The organism is Pediococcus pentosaceus ATCC 25745, from assembly GCF_000014505.1.
Classification (GTDB): Bacteria; Bacillota; Bacilli; order Lactobacillales; family Lactobacillaceae; genus Pediococcus; species Pediococcus pentosaceus.
In genome coordinates, this window is sequence record NC_008525.1 from 1597523 (window position 1) to 1621243 (window position 23721).

Consider the following 23721-nt stretch of genomic DNA (forward strand, 5'->3'; position numbering starts at 1 on the left):
AATCTACTTTAGAAACGTGCATATCCTAAAGCATGTTGCGCAGCTAAATTAATTAAACTCCATTGTCGGTCGTAGCCTGGTTGGAAGAAGAAATCTGCTTCAGCCAAGTCTTCTACCGTCAATCGGTGTTCCACTGCCAAAGCTAAAACATTTCCTTGTGCCGTCATGTCAGCGGTCGAAAGTACCGCGCCGCCTAAAACAATGTGGGTATGGGGGTCAAACGTGATATCAACATCAACGCGCACATTTCCTTCCGCCTTGGGAACATACGCGGGGCGAATATGATCTACGTAATGTGAGTTAACAATTTCAACATTAGAACGTTCTGCCGTAAATTCATTTACACCGGTCGAAGCAAAATGTTCGTCAAACACATGTAAGGCTGATGAACCAACAACTCCCTTAAAAATTTGAGTTGGTTTCTTTTCAAAAATATGGTTCACAACATATTGAGCTTCTCGACGGGCGGTTGTAGCTAGGGCAATCGGCGATGGTTTTCCGGCTGGAATCGATAATGGTAAGATCGCATCTCCAATGGCGAATACGTCTGGCACATTGGTCCTCAAGTATCCATCTACATTGATGAATCCTCGATCAGTCAAGTCCACAACGCCCTTAAGCCATTCTGTATTAGGTTGGACACCCGCAGCTTGAATTACCAAATCTGCAGGATAACTTCCCTTTTTAGTTTCTACACTGGCAACTTTATCATCGCCTTTAAATGCAGTGATACTTTGGCTCATTTCTACTTGAATACCATTGTCAGTTAATGTTTTATCAATAATTTCCGTCATTTCATGGTTTAGGTAATTTCCGAGGGGACGGTCGATGAAATCGAATAAGGTGACGTGTTTACCTTTCTTAGCAAATACTTCAGCTGCTTCAATTCCAATATATCCTGAACCAATTACGGCTACGTTTTTAATGCTATCATCAGTCAAGGCAGCTTTAATCTTAGTTGCCCAGTCATAACCACGCATTAAATAAACATTTTTAAGATCTGTGCCTGGTACCGGTAGATTCTTAGGTGTTACTCCTGAACTAAGAATTAATTTATCATAAGCTACTTGTTCTTCTGAACCTGCTTTCAGGTCTTTGACTGTCACCTGTTTTTGATCAACATCAATTGCTGTAACTTGATGATTGTTATAAATCTTTCCACCTTTAGAAGTGATATCCTCTGGCCGGAAATTTCTTACGTCATTAACGTCTGTAACTTGGTCTTCTAAATAAAGTTGCATCCCACACGACATAAACGATACGAAATCTCCCATTTCATAGATCGTAACATCGACATTATCGTATTTATCTAATAGCTCAATCGCCGATTCGTGCCCTCCATGTGATGCCCCAACAATGATAACTTTTACTTTATCCATCTGTATTGTCCCCCTATTTCTTAATATTACGTCTACAGTCTAACTCTTTTTGTGAACCGCTTACAATTAAAACGCTTATAAACTACAAATAAAAAAAGCCATTAACCTATCTCTGTAGTGACTTCCAATAGCTAGATTTTTGGTCTAACTTTTTGGGCACTAGCATCTTTGTTAATGACTTTTGATTCAGTTATTAAAATTTAAACCACGCATCGATTTGATGGTATTCTTGATCGCTTAGTTCGATTGCGGTAGCTTTAACGTTACTTTTTACCTGTTCTGCTTTACGAGCTCCTGGAATTACAACGCCGAGGTTGGGGTTCTTTAGATACCATGCCAACACTACTTGAGCTACCGTTGCATCTTTACTTTCAGCAATTCCACGTACCTTTTCAACGGCATCGATGATTTGATCAAATTCCGCTTGGGAATATTGGTTGAACTTTCCGCTATCTGTCTTAGCATATTTACCAGTCAAAATTCCAGAAGCTAATGGAAAGTATGGAACAAAAGTAATATTACGCTCATTTAAATATGGAATTAATTCTTTTTCAGCATCACGATGCACAAGACTGTAATGATCCTCGACAACGTCAATAACATCATCAGCATTGGCCTCTTTAATTTGCTCTAAACTAAAGTTAGAAACTCCAATGGCTTTGATCTTACCCGCATCCCGTGCCTTGACTAAGGCTTCAATTGCTTCTGCTTTGTTAGTGGTTTCATCTGGAAAGTGGATATAAAAAATATCAATATAATCGGTTTTTAATCGTTTCAAGGCATGATCAATTTGTTGAGTTAAAAATTCCGGATTATTGTTAGGTTTATAATCATGGTTTACGTCCTGAGCTGCCTTAGTTGCAATCGTTATATTACTACGGTCATAATCTTTAATTACATCACCAATGATTTCTTCTGAACGACCATACCCGTATGCATAAGCTGTATCTAACAACTTAATGTTGCTATCCAAAGCGGTTCTAACTACTTCGTAACCATCTTGATCTTCTAACCCTTCAAACAAGTTATGTCCACCAACTTTATTGGTCCCTAATCCTAAAGTTGTAGTTTCAACTGCACTTTTACCAATTTTGATTTGATTTAACATTGTACTTTCCTCCTATCATCTAAACATGGTTAGAATAACAGAAATCGATTTTACAAACTAACAATATGCGACAAATTATAGTTTATCTACTGTGTCCATTAATGATGCAATCGATGCATCCTCAGACTTACGATCAATCTTAATCACGTTCCAACCAGCATCTTGGGCAGGTTTCAAATCTTTAACTTCATCTACAGCAACATGAACATGTTTCTCTACATCATTGCCGAGTTGATCATTAACATAGTCAAAGAATTTTTGATTAGGCTTATATGTCTGAACATCTTCTGCCGTAATAATCATATCAAATTCATGATCTAGATTAATCACATTACTTTGAATTAAATCTCTAGAATGGTTCGTCATCAATACTGTTTCATAGCCCTTAGCTTTAATTTGATAAAGCGCAGTCGGTGCATCAGGGAAAGGCTTCATCACGGTATGAGCAATCAAAACATCACTAAAGTCACTAGGGTCAACTTTAAATCCTAACTCATCTGCCGTTTGATTGAGGGCTTCTTCCATTAACTTGGAGTATTTTACAAACTCATCAGCTTTCATCAAAGCTAATTCTTTTTCAACGTAAGTGTTACGAACTAAATTATCGTCAATATTATAACGTTCACCTAATCGACCAATTGCTCTGTAAAAAACTTCTGTATCAAATAAAGTATCAAATCCTGCAAAGCTAACTACTTTTTTCATTATTAAAACACCATCCTAAATCTATTTCCTTCTATTATACCGTTTTTATTTATCAAATAAATTTGAACATTTTCAGCTTCTTCGTATGATACTATAGAAATAACTACGTTTGAATAAGGTGTGAAACAAATGCATTTGAAAATTGAAGATACTCGATTATCTACTTTACTAAACTCTATTTTTATTGGAATTTTGATTGGTTTAATTGTCAGCACATTTAGACTAGCAATCGAACATCTTCTAGAAATTTCACAATCAATTTATCGACTAGCCAGTTCCAGTTGGCATTGGTTGGCCCTGATTGTAGTAATTAATATTATTTTAGCAGTGTTGGTAGGATTGTTAGTTAAAACTTCTCCCCAAATATCTGGCTCAGGAATTCCTCAAATTGAAGGACAATTATCTGGTGAATATGAAGAAAAATGGTGGCCAGTACTTTGGAAAAAGTTTACTGGTGGGATTTTAGCAATCGGATCTGGCTTGATGCTAGGGCGTGAAGGCCCTTCTATTCAGTTAGGAGCGGTAGTAGGTCAAGGTTGGAGTGAAACCCTCCACTATAGTGGTTCTCAACGTCGCGTTTTAATCGCTGGTGGAGCCGCAGCTGGCCTTTCAGCTGCTTTTAATGCTCCTATTGCTAGTACTCTATTCGTTTTGGAAGAAATCTACCATAACTTTTCTCCGTTGGTTTGGATTAGTGCCCTTACCAGCGCCGTTGTGTCAAACTTTGTTTCTCTTAACTTTTTTGGTTTAACTCCAGTTTTAGCGATTAGATATCCTCATTCTTTGCCTCTTGGGCTTTACTGGCACCTAATTGCCTTGGGGATTTTATTGGGCCTTTTTGGACGACTATATCAGCTTTGTACATTAAATCTAAAAAAATGGTATCAAAAAATTAGCTTTTTACCACGTTGGCTCCATAGTTTAGTGCCTTTTATAACGATTATTCCCATCGGAATTTTATGGCCATCATATTTAGGTGGTGGAAATTCCATCATTACTGCAATTGCTAACAAAAATCCGATTTTTATGACGCTTTTCACCCTATTAATTATTCGATTCATTTTTTCCATGGTATCTTATGGGTCCGGATTACCCGGAGGAATTTTTCTTCCAATCCTAACCCTGGGTGCTATATTTGGGGCTTTGTACGTTAGTATCATGGCTAATCTTAATCTAATTGATATCCATTACTTACCCAACTTTGTGATTTATGCCATGGCTGGCTACTTTGCCGCCATTGGTAAAGCGCCATTTACTGCAATTCTACTGATTACTGAAATGGTTGGTTCGCTACAACATTTAATGCCACTAGCCGTTGTGGCGCTTACCGCCTACATTGTATTAGATTTACTCGGCGGTGAACCAATTTATGAATCTTTACTTCATCAATTAGTTCCAACTATTACTGCTACTCCTAGCGGGCCTCAAGACCGAGTAGAAATTCCAATTGTCGAAGGTTCTAAGCTGGATGGTTTAGCAGTTCGCAATATTTCTTGGCCCAAAGAAAGTTTATTAATTAGCATTCGTCGCGGCTCTAATTCAATTATTCCAAGTGGTGATTCAGTAATTAAACCTGGTGATACGTTGATTGTTACTACTCATCGGGGAAATCGTAAAAAAATCGCTGCCCATTTTGCAAAAATAAACTAAACCACTAAAGAAGCATCCAACAGCACTTAGCGTGCTGCTTGATGCTTCTTTTTATAGTGAGTTTACGACTAGTTCCTTTATTTGTACCAAATAATGATTGAATCATTAATTAATAGCACTTTTTTGTCAATTATCCGCATCAAAATCCCCTATAACAGTCACTTCGGATTATAAAATGATATTAACTTTCAAATAATAAAACATTTTTTAAAAAAATGATAAATATTAGACAATATTTCACAAGCGTTTTTGTTTTTTAATTATTAAAAACGATTTATAATTAACAACGAGATCTTTAGAAAGCGCTTTCTTGAATCTTAACAATTTAAAAAAACGGAGGTACGGACATGGCAGACAAATATATTCTTGCCATCGACGAAGGGACGACTAGTACTCGTACAATCATCTTTGATCATGCTGGAAATAAAATGGCAGATGCTCAAAGAGAATTTCCACAGTACTTTCCGAAACCTGGATGGGTAGAACATAATGCCAACGAAATATGGAATGCCGTATTGTCGACCATTGCTAATGCATTTATCGAGTCAGGAATTAAGCCCAACCAAATTAGTGGAATTGGTATTACCAATCAACGAGAAACTACCGTGATTTGGGATAAAAAGACCGGGCTTCCCATTTATAACGCTGTAGTGTGGCAATCTCGACAGACAGCAGAAATTGCTGAACAACTCGTAAAAGATGGGTATGGCGACATGATTCACCAAAAAACGGGACTAGTTACAGACGCTTACTTCTCGGCAACCAAAATTCGCTGGATTCTTGACCACGTTGATGGCGCACAAGCACGCGCCGAACGCGGCGAGCTGTTGTTTGGAACCATTGATACATGGCTAATGTGGAAATTAACGGATGGTGATGTGCACGTCACTGACTATTCCAACGCTAGCCGCACCATGTTATATAACATTCACAAATTAGAATGGGACAAAGAAATTCTCGCTTTACTTAATATCCCCGCTTCAATGCTTCCGGAAGTTAAACCTAACTCTACCATTTACGGTAAAACCAAAGATTACCACTTTTATGGTAGCGAAGTTCCCATCTCTGGAATGGCTGGCGATCAGCAAGCGGCCTTATTTGGTCAATTAGCTTTCGAACCCGGAATGGTCAAAAATACCTACGGGACTGGTGCATTTACCGTAATGAACACAGGTGAAAAACCGCAATTATCTGATAATAATTTATTAACCACCATTGGTTACGGTATTAATGGCAAAGTCTATTACGCACTAGAAGGTAGTATTTTTGTGGCTGGTTCGGCAATTCAATGGCTTCGTGATGGAATGAAACTGTTTAAAAAGGCTTCTGAATCAGAGGCAGCCGCTGTTGCTTCTCAAAATGATAATGAAGTCTATGTTGTACCAGCTTTTACCGGACTGGGTGCTCCGTACTGGGATCCTAATGCTCGAGGTTCAGTTTTTGGAATCACTCGTGGAACTACCCGTGAAGATTTCATTAAAGCTACCCTTCAATCCCTTGCATACCAATCTCGTGACGTTATTGACACTATGAAAAAGGATTCAGGAATTGATATTCCTTCCATTCGTGTCGATGGTGGCGCTTCTAATAATGATTACTTGATGCAATTCCAATCTGATATTTTAGGAATTGAAATTGATCGTGCTAGTGATCTCGAAACCACCGCTCTAGGCGCCGCATTTCTTGCGGGATTAGCAGTTGGATTCTGGAAAGACCTTGAAGATTTAAAGAAAGAATATAAGCCAGGGAAGGTATTCAAACCAAAGATGTCAACTGATGAGCGTGAAGACTTATACACAGGTTGGCAAGAAGCGGTTGCAGCAACTCGTCAATTTAAACATCGACCACGACAATCAAAATAACTTAGGAGGCTTATTTCATGTCATTCTCATTAATTAGTAGAAAACAAGATATCGAAAGATTGAAAAATGAAACGCTCGACTTACTTACCATCGGTGGTGGAATCACCGGCGCAGGTGTTGCTATTCAAGCAAGCGCCATGGGTATGAACAACGCCCTAATTGAAATGCAAGATTTCGCTGAAGGAACATCTTCTCGTTCAACCAAGTTAGTTCATGGTGGAATTCGTTATCTTAAAAACTTCGATGTCGAGGTAGTTTCTGATACCGTTAAAGAACGCGCGGTTGTTCAAGGAATTGCCCCTCATATTCCTCGCCCTGATCCAATGCTTCTTCCAATTTATGACGAACCTGGATCAACCTTTGATATGTTTTCAGTTAAAATTGCAATGAATTTGTACGATCAACTTGCTGGTGTTACAGATCCTAAATACACCAACTACACTATTTCAAAAGACGAGGTTCTTCAACGTGAGCCTCAACTTAATCCGGAAGGTCTTTTGGGTGGTGGTGTTTACCTTGATTTTCGTAATAATGATGCTCGTTTAGTGATTGAAAACATCAAAAAAGCTCATGAAAATGGTGGCTTAATGGTCAGTCATATCAAAGCTCAACACATTCTGCATGATGAAAATGGTCGTGTAAATGGTGTTAACGTTAAAGATCTCTTAACTGGTGAAGAATTTGATATTCACGCTAAATTGGTAATCAACACAACGGGTCCTTGGTCGGACTTTATTCGTGAAATGGATGATAAAGAAGAAGTTGTTCCACAGATGCGCCCTACTAAAGGGGTGCACTTGGTTGTTGATCGCTCACGTCTAAACGTCCCTCAGCCAACTTACTTTGACTCTGGCAAACAAGATGGTCGTATGATTTTCGCAATTCCTCGCGAAGGAAAGACCTATTTTGGAACCACCGATACAGATTACAAAGGCGACTTCTTGCATCCACGAGTTGAGCAAGAGGATGTCGATTACTTGTTAAGTATCATTAATAAACATTATCCAGAAGCTAAGATTACGATTGATGATATTGAAGCTAGTTGGGCAGGTTTACGTCCTCTAATTTCTTCCAATGGTAGCTCAGACTACAATGGTGGTAATTCCGGAAAAATTACTTCGGATAGCTTTGATGAAGTCATTGATATTGTAAATAAGTATGAAAATAAAGAAGCTGATCGAGTTGACGTTGAAGATGTCCTTAATAATCTAGAAAGCACCCTCTCAGAAAAAAATCCTTCTGCTGTATCTCGTGGTAGCGCCCTCGACGTTGCAAACGATGGGCTAATCACCCTTGCAGGTGGAAAAATTACCGATTATCGTAAAATGGCTGCTGGAGCCATTGCTCTAATCACCAAAGTTCTCAAAGAAGACTTCAACGAAACATTCAACGAAATTGATTCTAAGCATCTCCAAGTTTCTGGTGGTGACATCGATCCTAATAACGTCGACGCTACCCTTTCATTCTTCGCTAAACAAGGAATTGAAAGTGGTCTATCAAAAGCTGAGGCTGAACAAATAGCTAACCTATTTGGATCAAATGCTGCTCGTGTATTTAGCCAGATTGGGAAAATTGAAGCAGCACCCGGACTAACACTTGCTGAGACAATTAGTCTACATTATTCAATGAATGAAGAAATGACGCTGACACCTGTTGACTACTTGCTCCGCCGTACCAATCACCTTCTTTTCCACCACGATACAATTGATGATGTTAAAAAGGGTGTTATTAATGAAATGGCTCGTTACTTCGAATGGTCTGACGAAGAGCGTGAAGCTCAAGCGAAGAAACTCCAAGAAACAATCGATGAAGCTAGCCTTACTTACCTAAAATAGGAGGAACCTTTTCATGGATAATAGTTTATCGCTTCAACTACTGGGGGAGTTTATTGGAACATTTGTACTAGTTTTACTTGGTGACGGTGTTGTGGCTGGAGTTAGCCTTAGAAAGTCAAAAGCTGAAGGCTCTGGTTGGATCGCCATTACTTTAGGCTGGGGATTAGCTGTTACATTAGGGGTTTATGCATCCTCTTTTCTCAGCCCTGCCCATTTAAATCCTGCAGTTTCAGTCGGAATGGCAATTGCCGGTAAATTTCCTTGGTCAAGCGTTATTCCTTATAGCATTGCTCAAATTTTAGGTGGTTTAGTTGGTGGAATTATCGTTTGGATTCATTATTACCCACATTGGAAAGAAACCAAAGATAAAGATGCTATTCTTGGTACCTTTGCTACAGAACCTGCTATTCGCAACTACAGCATGAACTTTATTAGTGAAGTTGTTGGTACAGCAGTACTTATTTTCGGTTTATTAGCCTTTACTCGGGGACAATTCACTCAGGGTCTTAATCCCATCGCTGTTGGGGTTCTCATTACAGCAATCGGACTTTCACTTGGCGGAACTACCGGTTACGCCATCAATCCTGCGCGGGATTTAGGTCCTCGTCTCGCACATGCGATGCTTCCAATCGCTAACAAAGGCGGCTCAGATTGGGCCTATAGTTGGGTTCCTATTTTGGGACCAGTTGTTGGTGCCATTCTAGGAGCAATTTGCTTCAATTTGATCCCTTAACAATTAACACTTTATAATTCATCGACCCTTTTTACCCTTTATGCTTAATATTAAAGCAGCAAAACACCGGAATTTAAATTCCGGTGTTTTTATTTTTTAATATATTAAAACTTGTGCTACTAGGATTCCTCCGCCAAATACTAATAAGAAGACCACCACAGGCCATACAAATCTTAACCAGTGTGAATACTGCATGTCTAACATTTGCAACGTCGCCATTACTAATCCAGTTGGTGCTAAGAATAACATTGCATATTGACCAAATTGGTATGCTGTTACTACCACAAATCTTGGTATTTCAACTGTATCAGCCAAAGGGGCCAAAATCGGCATCGATAAGACTGCTAATCCAGAAGAAGACGGAACAATGAATCCCAATACAAAATAAATCAATAACATCACAATAATAAATATTGGACCACTCATGTTAGCTACTAGAGCTGAAGAGAAATCTAGAATTGTATCAGAGATCATCCCCTCATTTAAAATAAGGTTAATTCCACGTGCTAGCCCAATAATCAAAGAAACTCCTACCAAACTAGATGCTCCATTAACAAACGCATCTACAACGCCTTTTTCACCAATACCATTTGCTCCTGTACCAGTCAGAAACATGATAATAATCGCAAATGCTAAGAACGAAGACGCCATGGTTGGAAACCACCATCCCTGCGTCATTACCCCCCACACCATCAGTGGAAATCCGGCAACGAATAACAATAAAATAATTTTCTTCCGTTTAGTAAAACTTGCCTCACTGTCATCAGTACTTTCAACCGACCACTTACTATTGAACGTGTTACGATCTTCATACGAATATGAAAACTGAGGGTTGTCCTTAACTTTTCGACTATACCAGTATAAATAACCTACAACAAAAATAGCTGCCACTATGCATCCAAACACACGCCATCCAATTCCTTCTGTAAAATTAATTCCCGCCGCATTCGATGCAATTACGACTGAAAACGGATTAATCGTTGAAAATGCTGTTCCAATCGAACTTGCTAAAAAGATTGCTCCTACACATACTATGGAATCATATCCCATTGCAATGAATACCGGCACTAAAATTGGATAAAAAGCTACGGCCTCTTCTTCAATCCCACACAACGTTCCACCTAATATCATCAAAATTGCTACCAAAAAAATTAATAAAAATTCATGACCTTTAGTTTTCTTGGTTAAAGCAACCAGTCCTGATTCAAATGCTCCACTAGCCCTAACAACCCCAATCAACCCGCCTAAGACAAAGATGAATACCATAATGTCTACAGCTTCAATTGTTCCACGTACCATACTCGTAGTCACTTTAGTAATACTAGCTGGATGTTGCTTCAAACGCTGATATGTATTGGGAATCGAAATTTCTTGCGTAATCCCTCCTGAAGTAAATTTTTTTATATTAATCTTAACTCCCAACTTATTTAATTCCTTTTGAGTGGCAGGTACCTTATGAACCTTGCCCCCAGGATCTTTAACCTGCAAACTTGAAGTAGTCTGATTATAGGCTAACTTAGCATAACTACCAGAAGGGACTGTCCATGTCGCAATAACTGCTACAATTGTTAAAATAAATAAAATTACAAAGGTCCCGGGCATTTTTAACTTAAAACGTCTTTTAGCTTTACTGGTCATTTTTATCACCTCATATTTTATGTGGATATAAAATATGGCCTTAAGCGTCAGACACCATTTTGGAAGTTAAACTTTCTAAACTTAAAACGCTTCAGGCCATATATTAAAATTTTTGAACTTATATTTTTTCAATCAACTACTTTAAATTATTTACTTAATTAAAAATGATTTTTAAATATGATCTCTTTGAGGCTATACAAATTTTTTGTTGTTTAATGAATGTGAGAAATATACAAATCTCCGGCACACTTTGTTATCAAAGCTTGTATAAGCTTTGATTGCACACTCGAAGTGGTTAATGTTTTAGTTCGCTGGCTAATGCTTCCATATCTTGAATTTCTTTAATCGTTGTACCTTTATTTTTCTACAATTCAAACTATAATTTTTCCCATTATCACTAACCCCATTCCAATTAGAGCACCAATTGTTATAAATACTGTTACTATCAATTCTCCCTTAGAGAGGAAATATTCGTGTCCATTATTTTTACGAGCCTGACCATAAAAATAAATTCCAGGGATGTATGCAATAAAACATAGCAATAAATGACTTAACCCTGCCATTAAAATGCCTATTACTTCAAACAACAAGGCTAGGACACCAATTACCAATTGTTGATGATTTCCTTTTTCATGGATATGTGTCCACGAATATTTAATCTGGTAAGCCGCAACTAGGATATAACACACAATCACCGCTGCGGTACAAAGAGAATAAGCAAAATTGTATGCTTTAGTTGTAAAAAATAGGGTGAATAAGAAAATCTGTATTAATCCAGCCGTTAAAATTAAGGCAAAGGTGGGAGCTTTTTTATCATTAATTTTCCCAAAATATTCTGGTAATAGTTTTTGCTTTGCCATCAATAACATTGTCTCGGCTGGTAACATCGTCCAAGAAAGCCATGCACCTAGGATTGATACAATTAATCCAATTCCAATGAAGTATCCACCCCAAGTACCAACCATCTTTTCAAATATATATAGCATGGCTGGTTGTTTAATCGTTGCCAACTGTTCTTGGGTTAAATATCCATATGGTAAAACTGATGCCAAAATGTAGATAACTAATAAGCTAATCAAACCCAAAATGGTTGCTTTTCCCGCATCCGATTTCTTTTCAGCTCGTGCTGATAGTATTGAGGCACCTTCAATTCCAACAAAAACCCACATCATTACCATCATGCAGTTCTTAACTTGACCTATAACATCTCCACCAACAAAATTATTATTCATATTATTCCAAAAGGCATGCGTAAACATTCCGCCTTTAAAAAGAATAATTCCAAATACAATAAATACAAATAAAGGAATCAATTTGCATACGGTTACAATTGTATTAATTATGGCAGCACCTTCGATGCCGCGGTTAACTAGATATGTCAGTCCCCATGAAAAGATACTTGCAATTAGAATTAATGGTAAGTTTCGTTCTGACCTAAGAATTGGAAAAAAATAACCTATTGTGCTCATCAGGAAGGTTGCAAATGCCACACTACCCAACCATGCCGACAACCAATATCCCCAACCACTAATAAAACCCATGAAAGGGCCAAATCCTTTCTTGGGATAAGAAAATATTCCCTCTAGCTCTGGTTCTTTTAATAATAAGTTATTTAACGATAAAGCCAGCATCATAACACCCAAACCAACAATAAACCACGTAATTAAAACCGGTCCCGGCGCTGCAGCCCTCGCAAGATCTGACATAATTCCAAAAACACCACTACCAATAGATGAACTAATCACTAGGGCACTCAAAGTTAATAAGCCTATTTTCCCATTTTTCTCTGTCATTCAAATTACTCCCAAAAATTTTAATTAGTTATTTGATATACGTGATGCTTCAGAATATTTATCTAAATTCTTCGTAACTTAAATTAGTGTCCAATACCCTATATAATCAAAAAAATCATATTTCGTCTTAATTTCTTAGGCAAATTATACTTTTAACCTGCTTAATTAGCTCACAACAATTGTTCCATTAACTACCAAATAAATGGCAATCAAACTGAGAATCAAAATCATCCCCATCATACCTTTCTCTTTACCAGTTAAAGTACGTTTATTTTCTTTCGTTGCTTGATAATAGATAATGAATCCTGGGATGAAACTGATAGAGACTAACAAAATTTGTTGCCAACCAGATAGCACCATGCAGGCAAACTGGAATAAAGCTGCAATTAAGCCAATTGTCCACTGTCCCCATTGCTTTTCCTTGTAGCTGTATTTCATTTGATACAATCCCACAAATAGGTAGGAGAATAGAATAGCTGCTGAAGCTAATGAATAAGCAAAATTATAAGCTTCGGAGGTGAATAGCAATGAGAATAAGAAAATAGTTTGTAGAACCGCTGTAATCATTAGTGACGTTGTTGGAGCTTTTCTTTCATTTAATTTACCCCAAACTTTTGGCATAACCTTATCTTTAGCAATTAACATTGTAGTTTCAGCTGGTAACATCGTCCACGATAACCATGAGATAACCGTAGAAATGATCAAACCTATATTAATAATCATTGCGCCCCAACTACCAACAATTAATTGTAAATCATTTCCTAAAGCTGGTTGTTCAGCACCCGCCAACTGGGCACGTGTTAGTGTTCCGTAAGGGATAATTGAAATCATGACATAAATTATCAGAAGTAAAACAAAGCCGATAATCGTGGCTTGCTGAGCTTGACTTCTAGTTTTAGCACGATGGCCCATAACTGAAGCACCTTCAACACCAATGAATACCCAAATTAAAGTTGATAATGTTCCCTTCAATTGTTCAAAAATTGATCCGGTTGTAGTTCCTTTGGAAAAGTTATTGGCAACGTTTCCCCAAAAATCAGTTGTAAACATGTGACCTTTAAAGAAAATAATTACAATGATAATAAACAAAACTAGTGGAATTATCTTAAAGAAAGTTCCAATGGTGTTAACAAACGAAGCACTTTCTACCCCACGATTGACAAGTAGAGTTAAAGCCCAACAGAAAATAATTGCTACAATTATTGATGGTAAGTTTTGGCCACCCTTGAAAGCCGGTAGAAAAGTTCCAATCGCGCTCATCAGCATGGTTGCAAAAGCAATGTTTCCAAGCCAAGCTGAAAGCCAGTAAGCCCATCCAGAAATGAATTCACCTAATGGACCAAATCCAGCTCCCGCATAACTAAAAATTCCTGCTTCTAAATCGGGGCGTTTTTCAGATAAATTATTTAATGATAAAACTAAGAACAAAAAACCAATTCCAACAAACAACCAAGACAATAATGCTGGTCCTGGTGCGGCAGCAGCGGCAACCGCATTGGTAATTCCAAAGATTCCGGTTCCAATACAAGAGCTAACAATTAAGGCGGTTAAGCCTAGTCGCCCAATTCCGTTTTTATTTTCCATGTTCTTCACTCCATTCTTAAATTTAATAAAAATGGCAAAAGTAAACTGTCTACTATTTTCTAGTACCACAGTTCACTTCTGCCATAAAATTATTTTTAGATGTCTTCACGAACAATTGGGCAGGACATGCACCGTGGACCGCCACGTCCGCGAGATAATTCACTTGAACGAACCTCATGGACCAGAATACCGTGTTGACGTAGTAAGTCGTTCGATACGTAATTTCTGTCGTAAGTTACAACAACGCCAGGAGCGATTGATAACGTATTTGAACCATCATTCCATTGTTCTCTTGGAGCCACAATTGGATCACCATTACCAGTTGGAATTAAGTCAATTTCAGACTTATTAAGAGCCTTCTTCAAGACTTCCTTAATGTCTGTATGATGTTCCATTGTAATCTCACCATCTTTACCAGGATGAAGTACCCAGTTATCAACTTTTCCATCACCAGTTAAAATTGCTGGATGTACTGTAAATTGTTCATAATTAATCATCGTAAATACTGTATCCAAATGCATCATTGCATGATTATGAGGTATTGAAATTGCAATAATCGTGTCATAATTAGAATCTTTGAATAAATTACGAGCGATATCTTCAATTGCATTCGCTGTCGTACGTTGAGAGATACCAATTGCTAATACATGATCATTTAAAACTAATTCATCCCCACCTTCAATATGGGTACGATGATTACGGTCTCGCCATACCTTGACTTTTCCAGCAAAGCGAGGATTGTAGTTCATGATATATTCGGTAATTAAGGACTCCCGCATGCGTGCTTCAAAAGTCATCTTGTTGATAGATAACCCATCTCCAATTGATGCTTGGGGATCGCGAGTAAAGTATGCGTTAGGCATTGGGTCCATTAAGAAGGGCCAATCTGTATTCTCAGAAACGGATTGTAAGTCAGGAGTAACAATATTAACATCGCTTGCTCGTACCCCTTCAATAATTTGATTAATCATCATCTGAGGATCCATTGCGTAAAGATATTCCATTAAAGCGTCATGGATTACTCCAACTGCATAGCCAGATTCAGCAATCATTCTATTTAAGAATTCTTTTCTTACTCCATCGTCACTTAAAGCATCAGCTGCCAATTTTTCAAAATAAATCACTTCAATCCCTTGATCTGTCAAGGTCTTAGCAAAAAAGTCATGTTCTTTTTGAGCGATTGGTAGATATGGAATATCATCAAACAATAATCTTTCCATCGAATCCGGGGTAATATTTTCAATTTCTTTACCCGGACGATGTAACATAACTGTCTTAAGTTTTCCGATTTCTGAAGTTACATGAATTGCGTTCGCCACTATAATCACACTCCTATTCTTATTTTTTCTACCTGGTACTTAAATAAATTATTTAGCCGTGAATTACTGTACCTAAATTACCTTTCAAAGCGTCATCCAAACCATTTAATGAGGTAATAATTGCTTCACGTTCAGGGTGTCCCTTAACAAAAGATAAGCATGCCTGTACTTTTGGTAGCATACTTCCAGCTGCAAATTGTCCGTCATCCATGTACTTTTGGGCTTCTTCAACGCTTAGTTGCTTGAGTACTTTTTGTTCTGGCTTATTATAGTTAACGTAAACATAGTCAACAGCTGTGAGAATAATTAATTTATCGGCATCGATGTTATCAGCTAGCAAGGCGCTCGAACGATCTTTATCAATTACAGCTGGTACTCCCTTTAAGCCAGTTTCAGTTTTAATGACTGGAACGCCACCACCACCGCCAGCGATTACCAAATCACCGTGTTCGACAAGCGTTTTAATACTATTGATTTCAATAATTGATTTTGGTAATGGAGAAGCTACAACTTGGCGATATCCACGTCCTGCATCTTCGACAAATGTATATCCTTTTTCAGCTTCAATTTGTGCGGCTTGTTCTTTGCTGTAGAAATCACCCACTGGTTTAGTCGGTTTTTGAAAAGCAGTATCATCTTGGTCAACTTCAATTTGAGTTATAGTTGTCACAACATTTTTATCCATGTTTCGTTTTGCAAGTTCATTTTGTAAACTTTGTTGTAGATGATAACCTATATAACCCTGACTCATTGCCCCACACTCTGGGAACGGAAAAGCTGCTGTTTTACCATGTTCGGCGGCGTAGTTCATCCCAAGATTGATTTGCCCAACTTGAGGACCATTCCCATGACTAATTACTACTTGATGATCATCACGTACCAAACCAATCAATGATGCAGCCGTATTTTTCACTAACTGTAACTGTTCCTCAGGGCTCTTTCCTAAAGCATTACCACCTAAGGCAACCACCATTTTTGACATAAACTCGCCCTCCTTAGTCACCTAAAGTTGCAACCATGACAGCTTTAATTGTGTGCATCCGATTTTCAGCTTCTTGGAATACAACTGATTGACTACTTTCAAAGACTTCATCAGTAACTTCCATTTCAGATAGACCATATTTTTCTTCAATCTTTTTACCAATTGATGTGTCTGTATTGTGGAATGCAGGCAGACAGTGTTCAAAGATTGCATTTGGATTTTCGGTAGCTTCCATCACTTCTTTAGTTACTTGATATGGCTTCAATAATTTAATACGCTTTTGCCACATTTCATCTGGTTCACCCATTGATACCCATACATCGGTATAGATAACATCCATATTCTTAACACCAGCTTTAACGTCATTTTCAACAACGATTTTACCGCCTGTTTTAGCAGCAATTGCGTTAGCTTTGTCTAAGACGTCCTTGGTTGGTTCAAGTTCTTTAGGGGTTACAACGTGATATTCCATTCCCATTACAGCAGCACCTAGCATCAAAGCATTAGATACGTTGTCTTGACCGTCTCCAACAAAAGCAAATTTAATATCTTTATATTCTTTCTTCAAAACTTCCTTAGCCGTTAGGAAATCAGCTAAAACTTGAGTTGGGTGATCTTCATCAGTTAGACCATTCCATACAGGAACACCTGAATATTCAGCTAACGTTTCTGCTGAGCGTTGTGAGAATCCACGATATTCAATCCCATCAAACATACCACCCAAGACACGAGCTGTATCTTTAACTGATTCTTTGTAGCCAATGTGTGAGCCTGAAGGACCAAGATAAGTTACGTGAGCACCTTCATCTTTAGCACCAACTTCAAAAGCACAACGTGTTCGAGTTGAATCTTTTTCAAAAATCAAAGCGATATTCTTGCCAGCCAAGCGATTACCTTCATAGCCAGCATATTTAGCTTTCTTTAAATCCTCAGCTAAATTAAGCATGTATTCCATTTCACGAGTACTAAAATCTGATAAGGTTAAAAAACTGCGGTTACGTAAGTTAAATGACATTTTAACGTCCTCCTCTATATTTGATTACGTGTTTAATTCTAGCAAGCGCTTTCACAAAGCTTCAGTGATCAATTGATTTTCTTAAAAATTAATATTATTTTTATTTAAAACGTTTTCATAAATGAATATTTTTTGAATAAAATCACTTATTTTTTGAATAAATATTTTATATAACAAAAAAATTGTCATTTTTTTCATTTTTATATCTTATTATTGTATAATTCATAAAGTATCATATAACTTCAAAAAACTTCAAAAGGAGATCCGACTATGAACTTTTATTTACTATCAGACGATGAATCAAGTGTTTCCATCGTTCAAAATATTATTGAATCGGATTTTAGTAACTCACTGGTTGGAGTTAATTTCGATGTTGATAGTGCCTATGACGATTTATTACAACTAAGAGTCGACGTAATGATCATCAATTGCTTAGAAATTTTTCCAGAAGGGCTAAATTTGATCAAACGTCTCGCTCAAGTCCACATCAAACCTCACTTTATTGTGGTGGGACCTCATAATGAGGCCTATAAAGACGAAGCTTATCGTGTAGGAATTGACGCTTATTTAGATTATCCTTTTAATCATCTGGAGTTTAAAAATATTACGAAGCTAGTGGGTTCTTACTGCCAAGTAGTTGATAAAATGGCTGAAATTAACAAATTAACGTCTGGAATTGCCACACCATTTAATCGACCACAATCTAAGCATCGTCTTCGAACCGATCGAATCCATTCAATCCTCCGCTTTTTAGGGATTGCTTCTGAAAACGGTTGTGATGATATCTTACGGATTGCTAAAGTTATGGTCGATCAAAATATTCCTTTCTCAAAGATTGATTTTCAAGAAAGTCTTTCTTTAAATGAACATGAGAAAAAAAGTGCCTTTCAAAGAATTCGGCGTGCCTTACGTGTTGGTATTTGCAATTTAGCCGGTATGTGTATTGAATATCCCGAAAATGAAGTTCTGCTAGAATATGCCAACAGTTTATTTGATTTCCAGAACGTTTATAATGAAATGCAAAGAATTCGAGAAGTCGGAGCCCAACGCGGTCAAATCTCGATTCAGCATTTCTTCGATGGATTATTACAAGAGAGTTATCGCGAAGACACATAGTAAAAATATGACCCTAAAATAAAATTTATTCCCAATACTAGTTAAAAATTTCTTCAGTCCATAAAAAAAGAACCCAACTAAATTAAATATAGTTAAGTTCTTCAAATAGTTTAAAAGATCAATTTTATTAAATAAAAAACATGGTACAAGTAGGATAAATTACAAGTATCATGCCTAAATTGAATGTACAAAACTAGATGCTCCCCATTTTAACTCGGGGAGTTTTTTTATGACTTTAATTCCAATGTCTTAGTTTAAATATTATAAAATTCGCTTTAATTCTTCGACTTCTTCACCAAATATTTTAAATGCTTGATCAAGATAGTCACGTTTAGTTACATCTACCCCAGCCTGTTTAACTATTTCGACTGGATAATTGCTTGCTCCAGCTGATAAGAATTTCTTATAGTTTTCCAATGCACCAGGTTTACCAGAAATAATATCATCGGCTAAAGCGGTTGCGATGGCTTTAGATGTAGCGTATTGGTAAACATAATAATCGTAATAGAAATGAGGAATTTGCGCCCAAGTATCGTCTTTCCAAGGTAAATCTGTTACAGCATCTCCATTATATTCTTTAAACAATCCGTTAAATTTATCAGCCATCAAATCGGGGGTAAGGGTCGTTCCTTTGGCATCTTCTGTATAAATAAAATGCTCAAATTCCGCAAAAAGAGTTTGACGATAAACCGTGCCAATAAAGTTGTCCACATCTTGTGTTAAAATAAATGCTTTAATTTGAGGATCATCAGCATATTTTTCTAACATATAATGGTTTAATAAGCTTTCGTTTAAAGTTGAAGCAATTTCAGCAATAAAGATTGGATATTGTGAATACCAGAAAGGTTGGGCCTTATCCGTGTAAACACTCTGAAGTGCGTGGCCCGATTCATGGGCTAACGTTGAAGTACTATCATAAATATCATTCCAATTTAGTAAGATATATGGATGCACTCCATAAACGTCGTCCTCATAGCCCCCACTACGTTTCCCTTTATTTTCAGCTGCATCAATCCAACGTTGTTCAAATTCCTCTTGCAAATAATTTTGATAATCTTTGCCTAACGGAGCCAAGGCTGCCATCGTAACCTTTTTGCCTTCTTCAAATGCCAAACTTAACTTAGCATCTGCAACCAAAGGAACATGTCGATCAAATTGATACATATGATCTAATCCTAAGTATGCTTTTCGGAAAGCATAATAATCATGCATCAAATCCAGATGTTCATGTGTCGTATTAATCAACGTATCGTAAACGGCTTCTGGAATTTTTTGATCAGCCAAATTCATCTGACGTGCACTATCAAAATGCCTAATTGTGGCTAAAATATTTTGGGCATGAACGTGGCTTTTAAGGGTAGCACCAAAGGTATTCCGCATTGAACGGTACGCCTTAGCAACTTGTTTACTAGCACGCATTCGCATGTCCTGATCTGCTGAAGTAGCAAATTCGCTGGCTGTAGCATTAGTTAATTGAACTTCTTCGCCATTTTCATCTTTAATCATTCCAAAATCTAAATCAGCGTCATCTAATTTCGAAGAAATGTCTGAAGCATCATCAATCGCCGGTTGAAGTTGAGCCAACAATTTTTCTTCAGCAGGAGTAAGGGTATGGGCAGCTTGCTCTTGAATTCGACGTAAATTAAATTCATATCGTTTTAATTCTGGCTTATCATCTAAAAATTGATCTAATTGCGCTGCTGATAGTTGCGTTATTTTAGGATCATAAAATGATACGGCTGCTTCCCACTTATTAACAATTAATAATGCTTGATTCATCAAATCGTTCCCATGTGGGTCAGCAGTATCGCCATCATTAACCCGAGCCGCATATCCATAAACTTTCATAAGGAGTTCTTCACTCTCATAAAGTAATTCAGTTAATGTTAATAACTGTGTAGCACTCTCGGTCATATGTTTAGAATTGGCCTGAATTTCAACAATTTGTTTTTCAACTTGTTGAATGGCCTTTTTAAAATCTGCTTCAGTTGTAAAAATATCGGTGACGTTCCAAGTTAACGCTTCCGGAACCTCTGCCCGTGTTAGTTGTTTTTTTGCCATGTAAAATCCTCCTAATACTATTGCCTTTTATTTTACAACTTCCGAAACTATACACAACTTAAGGCACTTAATTAACTGATAAGGGGCGTGCATTGTGTTGAACTAGGATTTGATTAATCTTAGTAATATTGAAGCCCTCTAACGTCGCTAAATTTTGAGTCGTCGGATCTGATTTTAAAAGTTCTCCTAATGTGACTGATAAATTGTGCGGATGATAAGTCAACACGGCCGCTAAACATGTTGATAACATCCGGTCGTCTCCTCTTTTAATTTCCCAGTTATTTGCGATTTCATCTGTTAATTTAGGTACTAATTCTTCCAGATTCATTGATGGGTAAAACCAAAAGTTTAAAGCTCGATCTCTTAGATACTCATCAATTTCCCATTCGTCACTCTCCCGTGCTTCAAATGTATCATCGATTCCTCGAGCTATAATTTCAGCTAATTGATACTTACCCGCTGGTATTTTATCCATTCCAATTAAATTTGTTGCAGCTTTTTTTAGTTCATTTAAATTGCTATTAGTTTTAATCATGATTGTACCCCCTCCATTATTAGATTGCTTACGCTTTCATTGTATAACATTTTCAAGGAATAACTATCTTAATATGAAACTTTCCAAACTATATCAAACAAAAAACTGTAGCCGAGCTTGATCGCCCCGCTACAGTTTTTTATCATCTACCGTGTTTCTTTTTTCATCACATGTCCTACGATGAAAGTAATTCCATAAGATATGAATAAAATTACAGCGACAATCATATATGGAATGTGAGTATTGTAATCCATCAACATTCCGGCAATAATTGGTCCGATGACGTTCCCCACACTAGTTAAAGACATGTTTAATCCATTAATTAAGCCTTGATTGTCTTTACCTTCCTTAGTTAATAAGGTGGTGATGGCCGGACGTAAAACATCGAAGGCAGAGAAAACTACTAATGTAGCAATGATTACTTCAATTTGAGTATGAGCTTGGGTAATCCAAAAAACAAAAATTGCTCCAATTAAGAAGCATGCCCCAATCAGTCTCACTTCACCCATTTTCCGCACCAAGAAATCAAAGATAAACACTTGCAAAATCAACGAGAAAATCCCATTAAAAGTCAATACTAGTGCAATCGTTCCTAAACTAAAATTGAAGACTTGGTTAACGTAGATGCTATAAATACTTTCGAATCCCTGTAACCCAAAGGCTGCTACAAAAATCATCGTAAATAGAATTACTAGTGGCGCCGTCATGACACTTTTCAAAGCATTCGGCTTAGTAAACTTGGTCATTTCCGTTTCTTCTATTTTCACTTCAGTCTTCGGCATTACCAAATACGTAAATAATGTTGAAACCAGCCCTAAGGCTGCAGCCGCCCAAAACGGCACTTTATAATGGATATTTGCTAATACACCACCGAGCCCTGGTCCTAAAATTAGTCCCCCACTAAATGCGGCTGAAATCCAACCAATTACCTTAGCCCTTTGCGCCGTAGTGGTAACATCAGATGCTAAAGCCATCGACGTTGGAATAAACAAAGCGGCTGAAATGCCACCAACAACTCTGGATACGTTAAATAGTAATAACGAATTTGATAAAGCAAAGATTACTTCCGAAACGGCGTAGAAAAATAATCCCGCTACAATCAGTGGCTTACGTCCAATTTTATCTGAAACTCGTCCAACTAATGGAGAAGCGATAAATTGCGAGAAAGCAAACAATGCCGTCATAATTCCCATTTGAGTAGTAGTATAACCGTAATGATTCTTAATAAATGGTGTGACGGGTATGACTAGACCAATCCCCAAACAAATTAAGAAGTTTCCAGCAATTAAGATATATAATGTCTTTCTGTTTTTTTCACTCATTGTAATTCATCTCCTTCGTTATCTGATACATTCTTTCATGATAACACTCAATGAATAAAAAAGCTCAAGCTCATTACCTATATCTTACGGAGACCATAATTACCAGTCCAAATTCACCTTGGTAATTTCACCGTTATTAAAAGCTTTAACTTGTCCATCATCCAACTTTACGACGATATTTCCATACTCGTTAATATCCGTTGCAATCCCCTTTACTTGTTTCGTTCCGACTTGTAAGGTAACTGGCTTACCAATTACGATTGACATTCTTCGATACTCGGACAAAAAGCTGCCATCTAAATAATTTTGCCAATTATCTACAATCGTATTAATTAATTGGGCGGCGATTAAATTACGATCAATGTTCGGTTCATTTTTAGCAACAATGGCTCCCGCTTTTTGTTGTAATTCTTCTGGAAATTCAGGCGTGGTTAAGTTAATTCCCACCCCGATTACAAACGCTTGCGTAGAAGCAGATTCTACTTCGGTAATTGCCTCAGTAATAATTCCTGCCACCTTTCGTCGATTCATTAAAATGTCGTTAACCCATTTCAATTTAAATTCACGTTCAGGGAAGAAATCTTTAAATGTTTGTGCAATCACATAGGCAACCCCAGTAGTTATTAAGCCCACCTGGTTAATTTCAAAAGTGGGCTTAGGGATAACTATGCTAAAGTAAAGTCCTTGTTCTTTGGGTGAGTAAAAACTACGTCCTCTTCGTCCGTATCCTTGCGTTTGCTGCTCGCTAATCACAGCAAATGCCTTTTCGACTTGGTGAGTAGCGAGATAGTTTTTAGCATACATTTGAGTTGAATCGACTTGCTCTTCAACAGCAACATGATCAACACTTTTATTTTTATAAAAATTAATGACTACTTCATCCAACTTAGAGCTACTTTCATATTTGTAACCTAGATTTTTCTGACTTTGGATTTGGTGACCGCGTTTCTTTAATAGGTTAATATTTTTCCAAATCGTTTCGCGGGTAACGCCTAGACTATCTGCTATTTCATTTCCAGATACCCAACGATCTCGATCTTTCAATAATTCTAATAAAACTTTTTGGCTTGTTTTATTCCCCATC

General features: G+C 37.3%; 18 protein-coding genes. 5 read left to right on the forward strand and 13 right to left on the reverse strand.

Annotated features, from left to right (window positions below; genetic code table 11):
- Nucleotides 1-8: 8 nt before the first annotated feature.
- The 3 genes from PEPE_RS07870 to PEPE_RS07880 all read right to left on the reverse strand — a co-directional run bounded on the left by PEPE_RS07870 (nt 9) and on the right by PEPE_RS07880 (nt 3192).
- The gene (locus PEPE_RS07870) at nt 9-1379 is read right to left on the reverse strand and encodes an FAD-dependent oxidoreductase (protein ID WP_002832957.1); all 1371 of its coding nucleotides are present in this window, start codon (nt 1377-1379) and stop codon (nt 9-11) included.
- Nucleotides 1380-1572: 193 nt separating this feature from the next.
- Nucleotides 1573-2487: an aldo/keto reductase gene (locus PEPE_RS07875; RefSeq protein ID WP_011673766.1), complete on the reverse strand. Its 915-nt coding sequence runs from the start codon at nt 2485-2487 to the stop codon at nt 1573-1575.
- Nucleotides 2488-2562: 75 nt separating this feature from the next.
- Nucleotides 2563-3192: an HAD-IA family hydrolase gene (locus PEPE_RS07880; protein WP_002832955.1), complete on the reverse strand. Its 630-nt coding sequence runs from the start codon at nt 3190-3192 to the stop codon at nt 2563-2565.
- Between the two features lie 129 nt (nt 3193-3321).
- Between PEPE_RS07880 and PEPE_RS07885 the strand changes: the two genes are divergently transcribed.
- The 4 genes from PEPE_RS07885 (at nt 3322) to PEPE_RS07900 (ending at nt 9272) form a co-directional block, all read left to right on the forward strand.
- Nucleotides 3322-4842 carry a ClC family H(+)/Cl(-) exchange transporter gene (locus PEPE_RS07885; RefSeq protein WP_002832954.1) on the forward strand — a complete coding sequence of 507 codons (1521 nt, stop codon included), beginning with the start codon at nt 3322-3324 and terminating at the stop codon, nt 4840-4842.
- A 347-nt stretch (nt 4843-5189) separates the two neighbouring features.
- The gene (gene glpK, locus PEPE_RS07890; RefSeq protein WP_002832953.1) at nt 5190-6704 is read left to right on the forward strand and encodes a glycerol kinase GlpK; all 1515 of its coding nucleotides are present in this window, start codon (nt 5190-5192) and stop codon (nt 6702-6704) included.
- Nucleotides 6705-6721: 17 nt separating this feature from the next.
- Nucleotides 6722-8539, forward strand: a complete 1818-nt coding sequence (gene glpO / locus PEPE_RS07895) for a type 1 glycerol-3-phosphate oxidase (protein WP_002832952.1) — start codon at nt 6722-6724, stop codon at nt 8537-8539.
- 13 nt (nt 8540-8552) lie between these two features.
- A complete protein-coding gene (locus PEPE_RS07900; protein ID WP_011673767.1) occupies nt 8553-9272 on the forward strand; it encodes an MIP/aquaporin family protein in 720 nt (239 codons plus the stop codon).
- A 96-nt stretch (nt 9273-9368) separates the two neighbouring features.
- Here the strand turns inward: PEPE_RS07900 and PEPE_RS07905 are convergent, their stop codons facing one another.
- The 6 genes from PEPE_RS07905 to argF form a co-directional block, all read right to left on the reverse strand.
- Nucleotides 9369-10910, reverse strand: a complete 1542-nt coding sequence (locus PEPE_RS07905; RefSeq protein ID WP_011673768.1) for a YfcC family protein — start codon at nt 10908-10910, stop codon at nt 9369-9371.
- Nucleotides 10911-11281: 371 nt separating this feature from the next.
- Nucleotides 11282-12703: an arginine-ornithine antiporter gene (arcD, locus tag PEPE_RS07910; RefSeq protein ID WP_011673769.1), complete on the reverse strand. Its 1422-nt coding sequence runs from the start codon at nt 12701-12703 to the stop codon at nt 11282-11284.
- 165 nt (nt 12704-12868) lie between these two features.
- Nucleotides 12869-14287 carry a basic amino acid/polyamine antiporter gene (locus tag PEPE_RS07915; protein ID WP_011673770.1) on the reverse strand — a complete coding sequence of 473 codons (1419 nt, stop codon included), beginning with the start codon at nt 14285-14287 and terminating at the stop codon, nt 12869-12871.
- Between the two features lie 95 nt (nt 14288-14382).
- Nucleotides 14383-15606 carry an arginine deiminase gene (arcA, locus tag PEPE_RS07920; RefSeq protein ID WP_011673771.1) on the reverse strand — a complete coding sequence of 408 codons (1224 nt, stop codon included), beginning with the start codon at nt 15604-15606 and terminating at the stop codon, nt 14383-14385.
- 52 nt (nt 15607-15658) lie between these two features.
- A complete protein-coding gene (arcC, locus tag PEPE_RS07925) occupies nt 15659-16588 on the reverse strand; it encodes a carbamate kinase (protein ID WP_011673772.1) in 930 nt (309 codons plus the stop codon).
- A 13-nt stretch (nt 16589-16601) separates the two neighbouring features.
- A complete protein-coding gene (gene argF / locus PEPE_RS07930) occupies nt 16602-17603 on the reverse strand; it encodes an ornithine carbamoyltransferase (protein WP_002832944.1) in 1002 nt (333 codons plus the stop codon).
- Nucleotides 17604-17873: 270 nt separating this feature from the next.
- Between argF and PEPE_RS07935 the strand changes: the two genes are divergently transcribed.
- A complete protein-coding gene (locus tag PEPE_RS07935) occupies nt 17874-18719 on the forward strand; it encodes a DNA-binding domain-containing protein (protein WP_011673773.1) in 846 nt (281 codons plus the stop codon).
- A gap of 261 nt (nt 18720-18980) precedes the next feature.
- Here the strand turns inward: PEPE_RS07935 and pepF are convergent, their stop codons facing one another.
- The 4 genes from pepF to PEPE_RS07955 form a co-directional block, all read right to left on the reverse strand.
- Nucleotides 18981-20780, reverse strand: coding sequence for an oligoendopeptidase F (pepF, locus tag PEPE_RS07940; protein WP_011673774.1), 1800 nt, complete (start codon nt 20778-20780; stop codon nt 18981-18983).
- 67 nt (nt 20781-20847) lie between these two features.
- The gene (locus tag PEPE_RS07945) at nt 20848-21315 is read right to left on the reverse strand and encodes a hypothetical protein (RefSeq protein ID WP_011673775.1); all 468 of its coding nucleotides are present in this window, start codon (nt 21313-21315) and stop codon (nt 20848-20850) included.
- Between the two features lie 146 nt (nt 21316-21461).
- Nucleotides 21462-22637: an MFS transporter gene (locus PEPE_RS07950; RefSeq protein ID WP_011673776.1), complete on the reverse strand. Its 1176-nt coding sequence runs from the start codon at nt 22635-22637 to the stop codon at nt 21462-21464.
- A gap of 99 nt (nt 22638-22736) precedes the next feature.
- A complete protein-coding gene (locus PEPE_RS07955; RefSeq protein WP_011673777.1) occupies nt 22737-23720 on the reverse strand; it encodes a biotin--[acetyl-CoA-carboxylase] ligase in 984 nt (327 codons plus the stop codon).
- Nucleotide 23721: the final 1 nt, after the last annotated feature.

Excerpts from the sequence above, each read along its gene's own strand:
- PEPE_RS07870 (WP_002832957.1), bottom strand. The coding sequence starts at position 1,379 with ATGGATAAAGTAAAAGTTATCATTGTTGGGGCATCACATGGAGGGCAC.
- PEPE_RS07875 (WP_011673766.1), bottom strand. The coding sequence starts at position 2,487 with ATGTTAAATCAAATCAAAATTGGTAAAAGTGCAGTTGAAACTACAACT.
- PEPE_RS07880 (WP_002832955.1), bottom strand. The coding sequence starts at position 3,192 with ATGAAAAAAGTAGTTAGCTTTGCAGGATTTGATACTTTATTTGATACA.
- PEPE_RS07885 (WP_002832954.1), top strand. The coding sequence starts at position 3,322 with ATGCATTTGAAAATTGAAGATACTCGATTATCTACTTTACTAAACTCT.
- glpK (WP_002832953.1), top strand. The coding sequence starts at position 5,190 with ATGGCAGACAAATATATTCTTGCCATCGACGAAGGGACGACTAGTACT.
- glpO (WP_002832952.1), top strand. The coding sequence starts at position 6,722 with ATGTCATTCTCATTAATTAGTAGAAAACAAGATATCGAAAGATTGAAA.
- PEPE_RS07900 (WP_011673767.1), top strand. The coding sequence starts at position 8,553 with ATGGATAATAGTTTATCGCTTCAACTACTGGGGGAGTTTATTGGAACA.
- PEPE_RS07905 (WP_011673768.1), bottom strand. The coding sequence starts at position 10,910 with ATGACCAGTAAAGCTAAAAGACGTTTTAAGTTAAAAATGCCCGGGACC.
- arcD (WP_011673769.1), bottom strand. The coding sequence starts at position 12,703 with ATGACAGAGAAAAATGGGAAAATAGGCTTATTAACTTTGAGTGCCCTA.
- PEPE_RS07915 (WP_011673770.1), bottom strand. The coding sequence starts at position 14,287 with ATGGAAAATAAAAACGGAATTGGGCGACTAGGCTTAACCGCCTTAATT.
- arcC (WP_011673772.1), bottom strand. The coding sequence starts at position 16,588 with ATGTCAAAAATGGTGGTTGCCTTAGGTGGTAATGCTTTAGGAAAGAGC.
- argF (WP_002832944.1), bottom strand. The coding sequence starts at position 17,603 with ATGTCATTTAACTTACGTAACCGCAGTTTTTTAACCTTATCAGATTTT.
- PEPE_RS07935 (WP_011673773.1), top strand. The coding sequence starts at position 17,874 with ATGAACTTTTATTTACTATCAGACGATGAATCAAGTGTTTCCATCGTT.
- pepF (WP_011673774.1), bottom strand. The coding sequence starts at position 20,780 with ATGGCAAAAAAACAACTAACACGGGCAGAGGTTCCGGAAGCGTTAACT.
- PEPE_RS07945 (WP_011673775.1), bottom strand. The coding sequence starts at position 21,315 with ATGATTAAAACTAATAGCAATTTAAATGAACTAAAAAAAGCTGCAACA.
- PEPE_RS07950 (WP_011673776.1), bottom strand. The coding sequence starts at position 22,637 with ATGAGTGAAAAAAACAGAAAGACATTATATATCTTAATTGCTGGAAAC.
- PEPE_RS07955 (WP_011673777.1), bottom strand. The coding sequence starts at position 23,720 with ATGGGGAATAAAACAAGCCAAAAAGTTTTATTAGAATTATTGAAAGAT.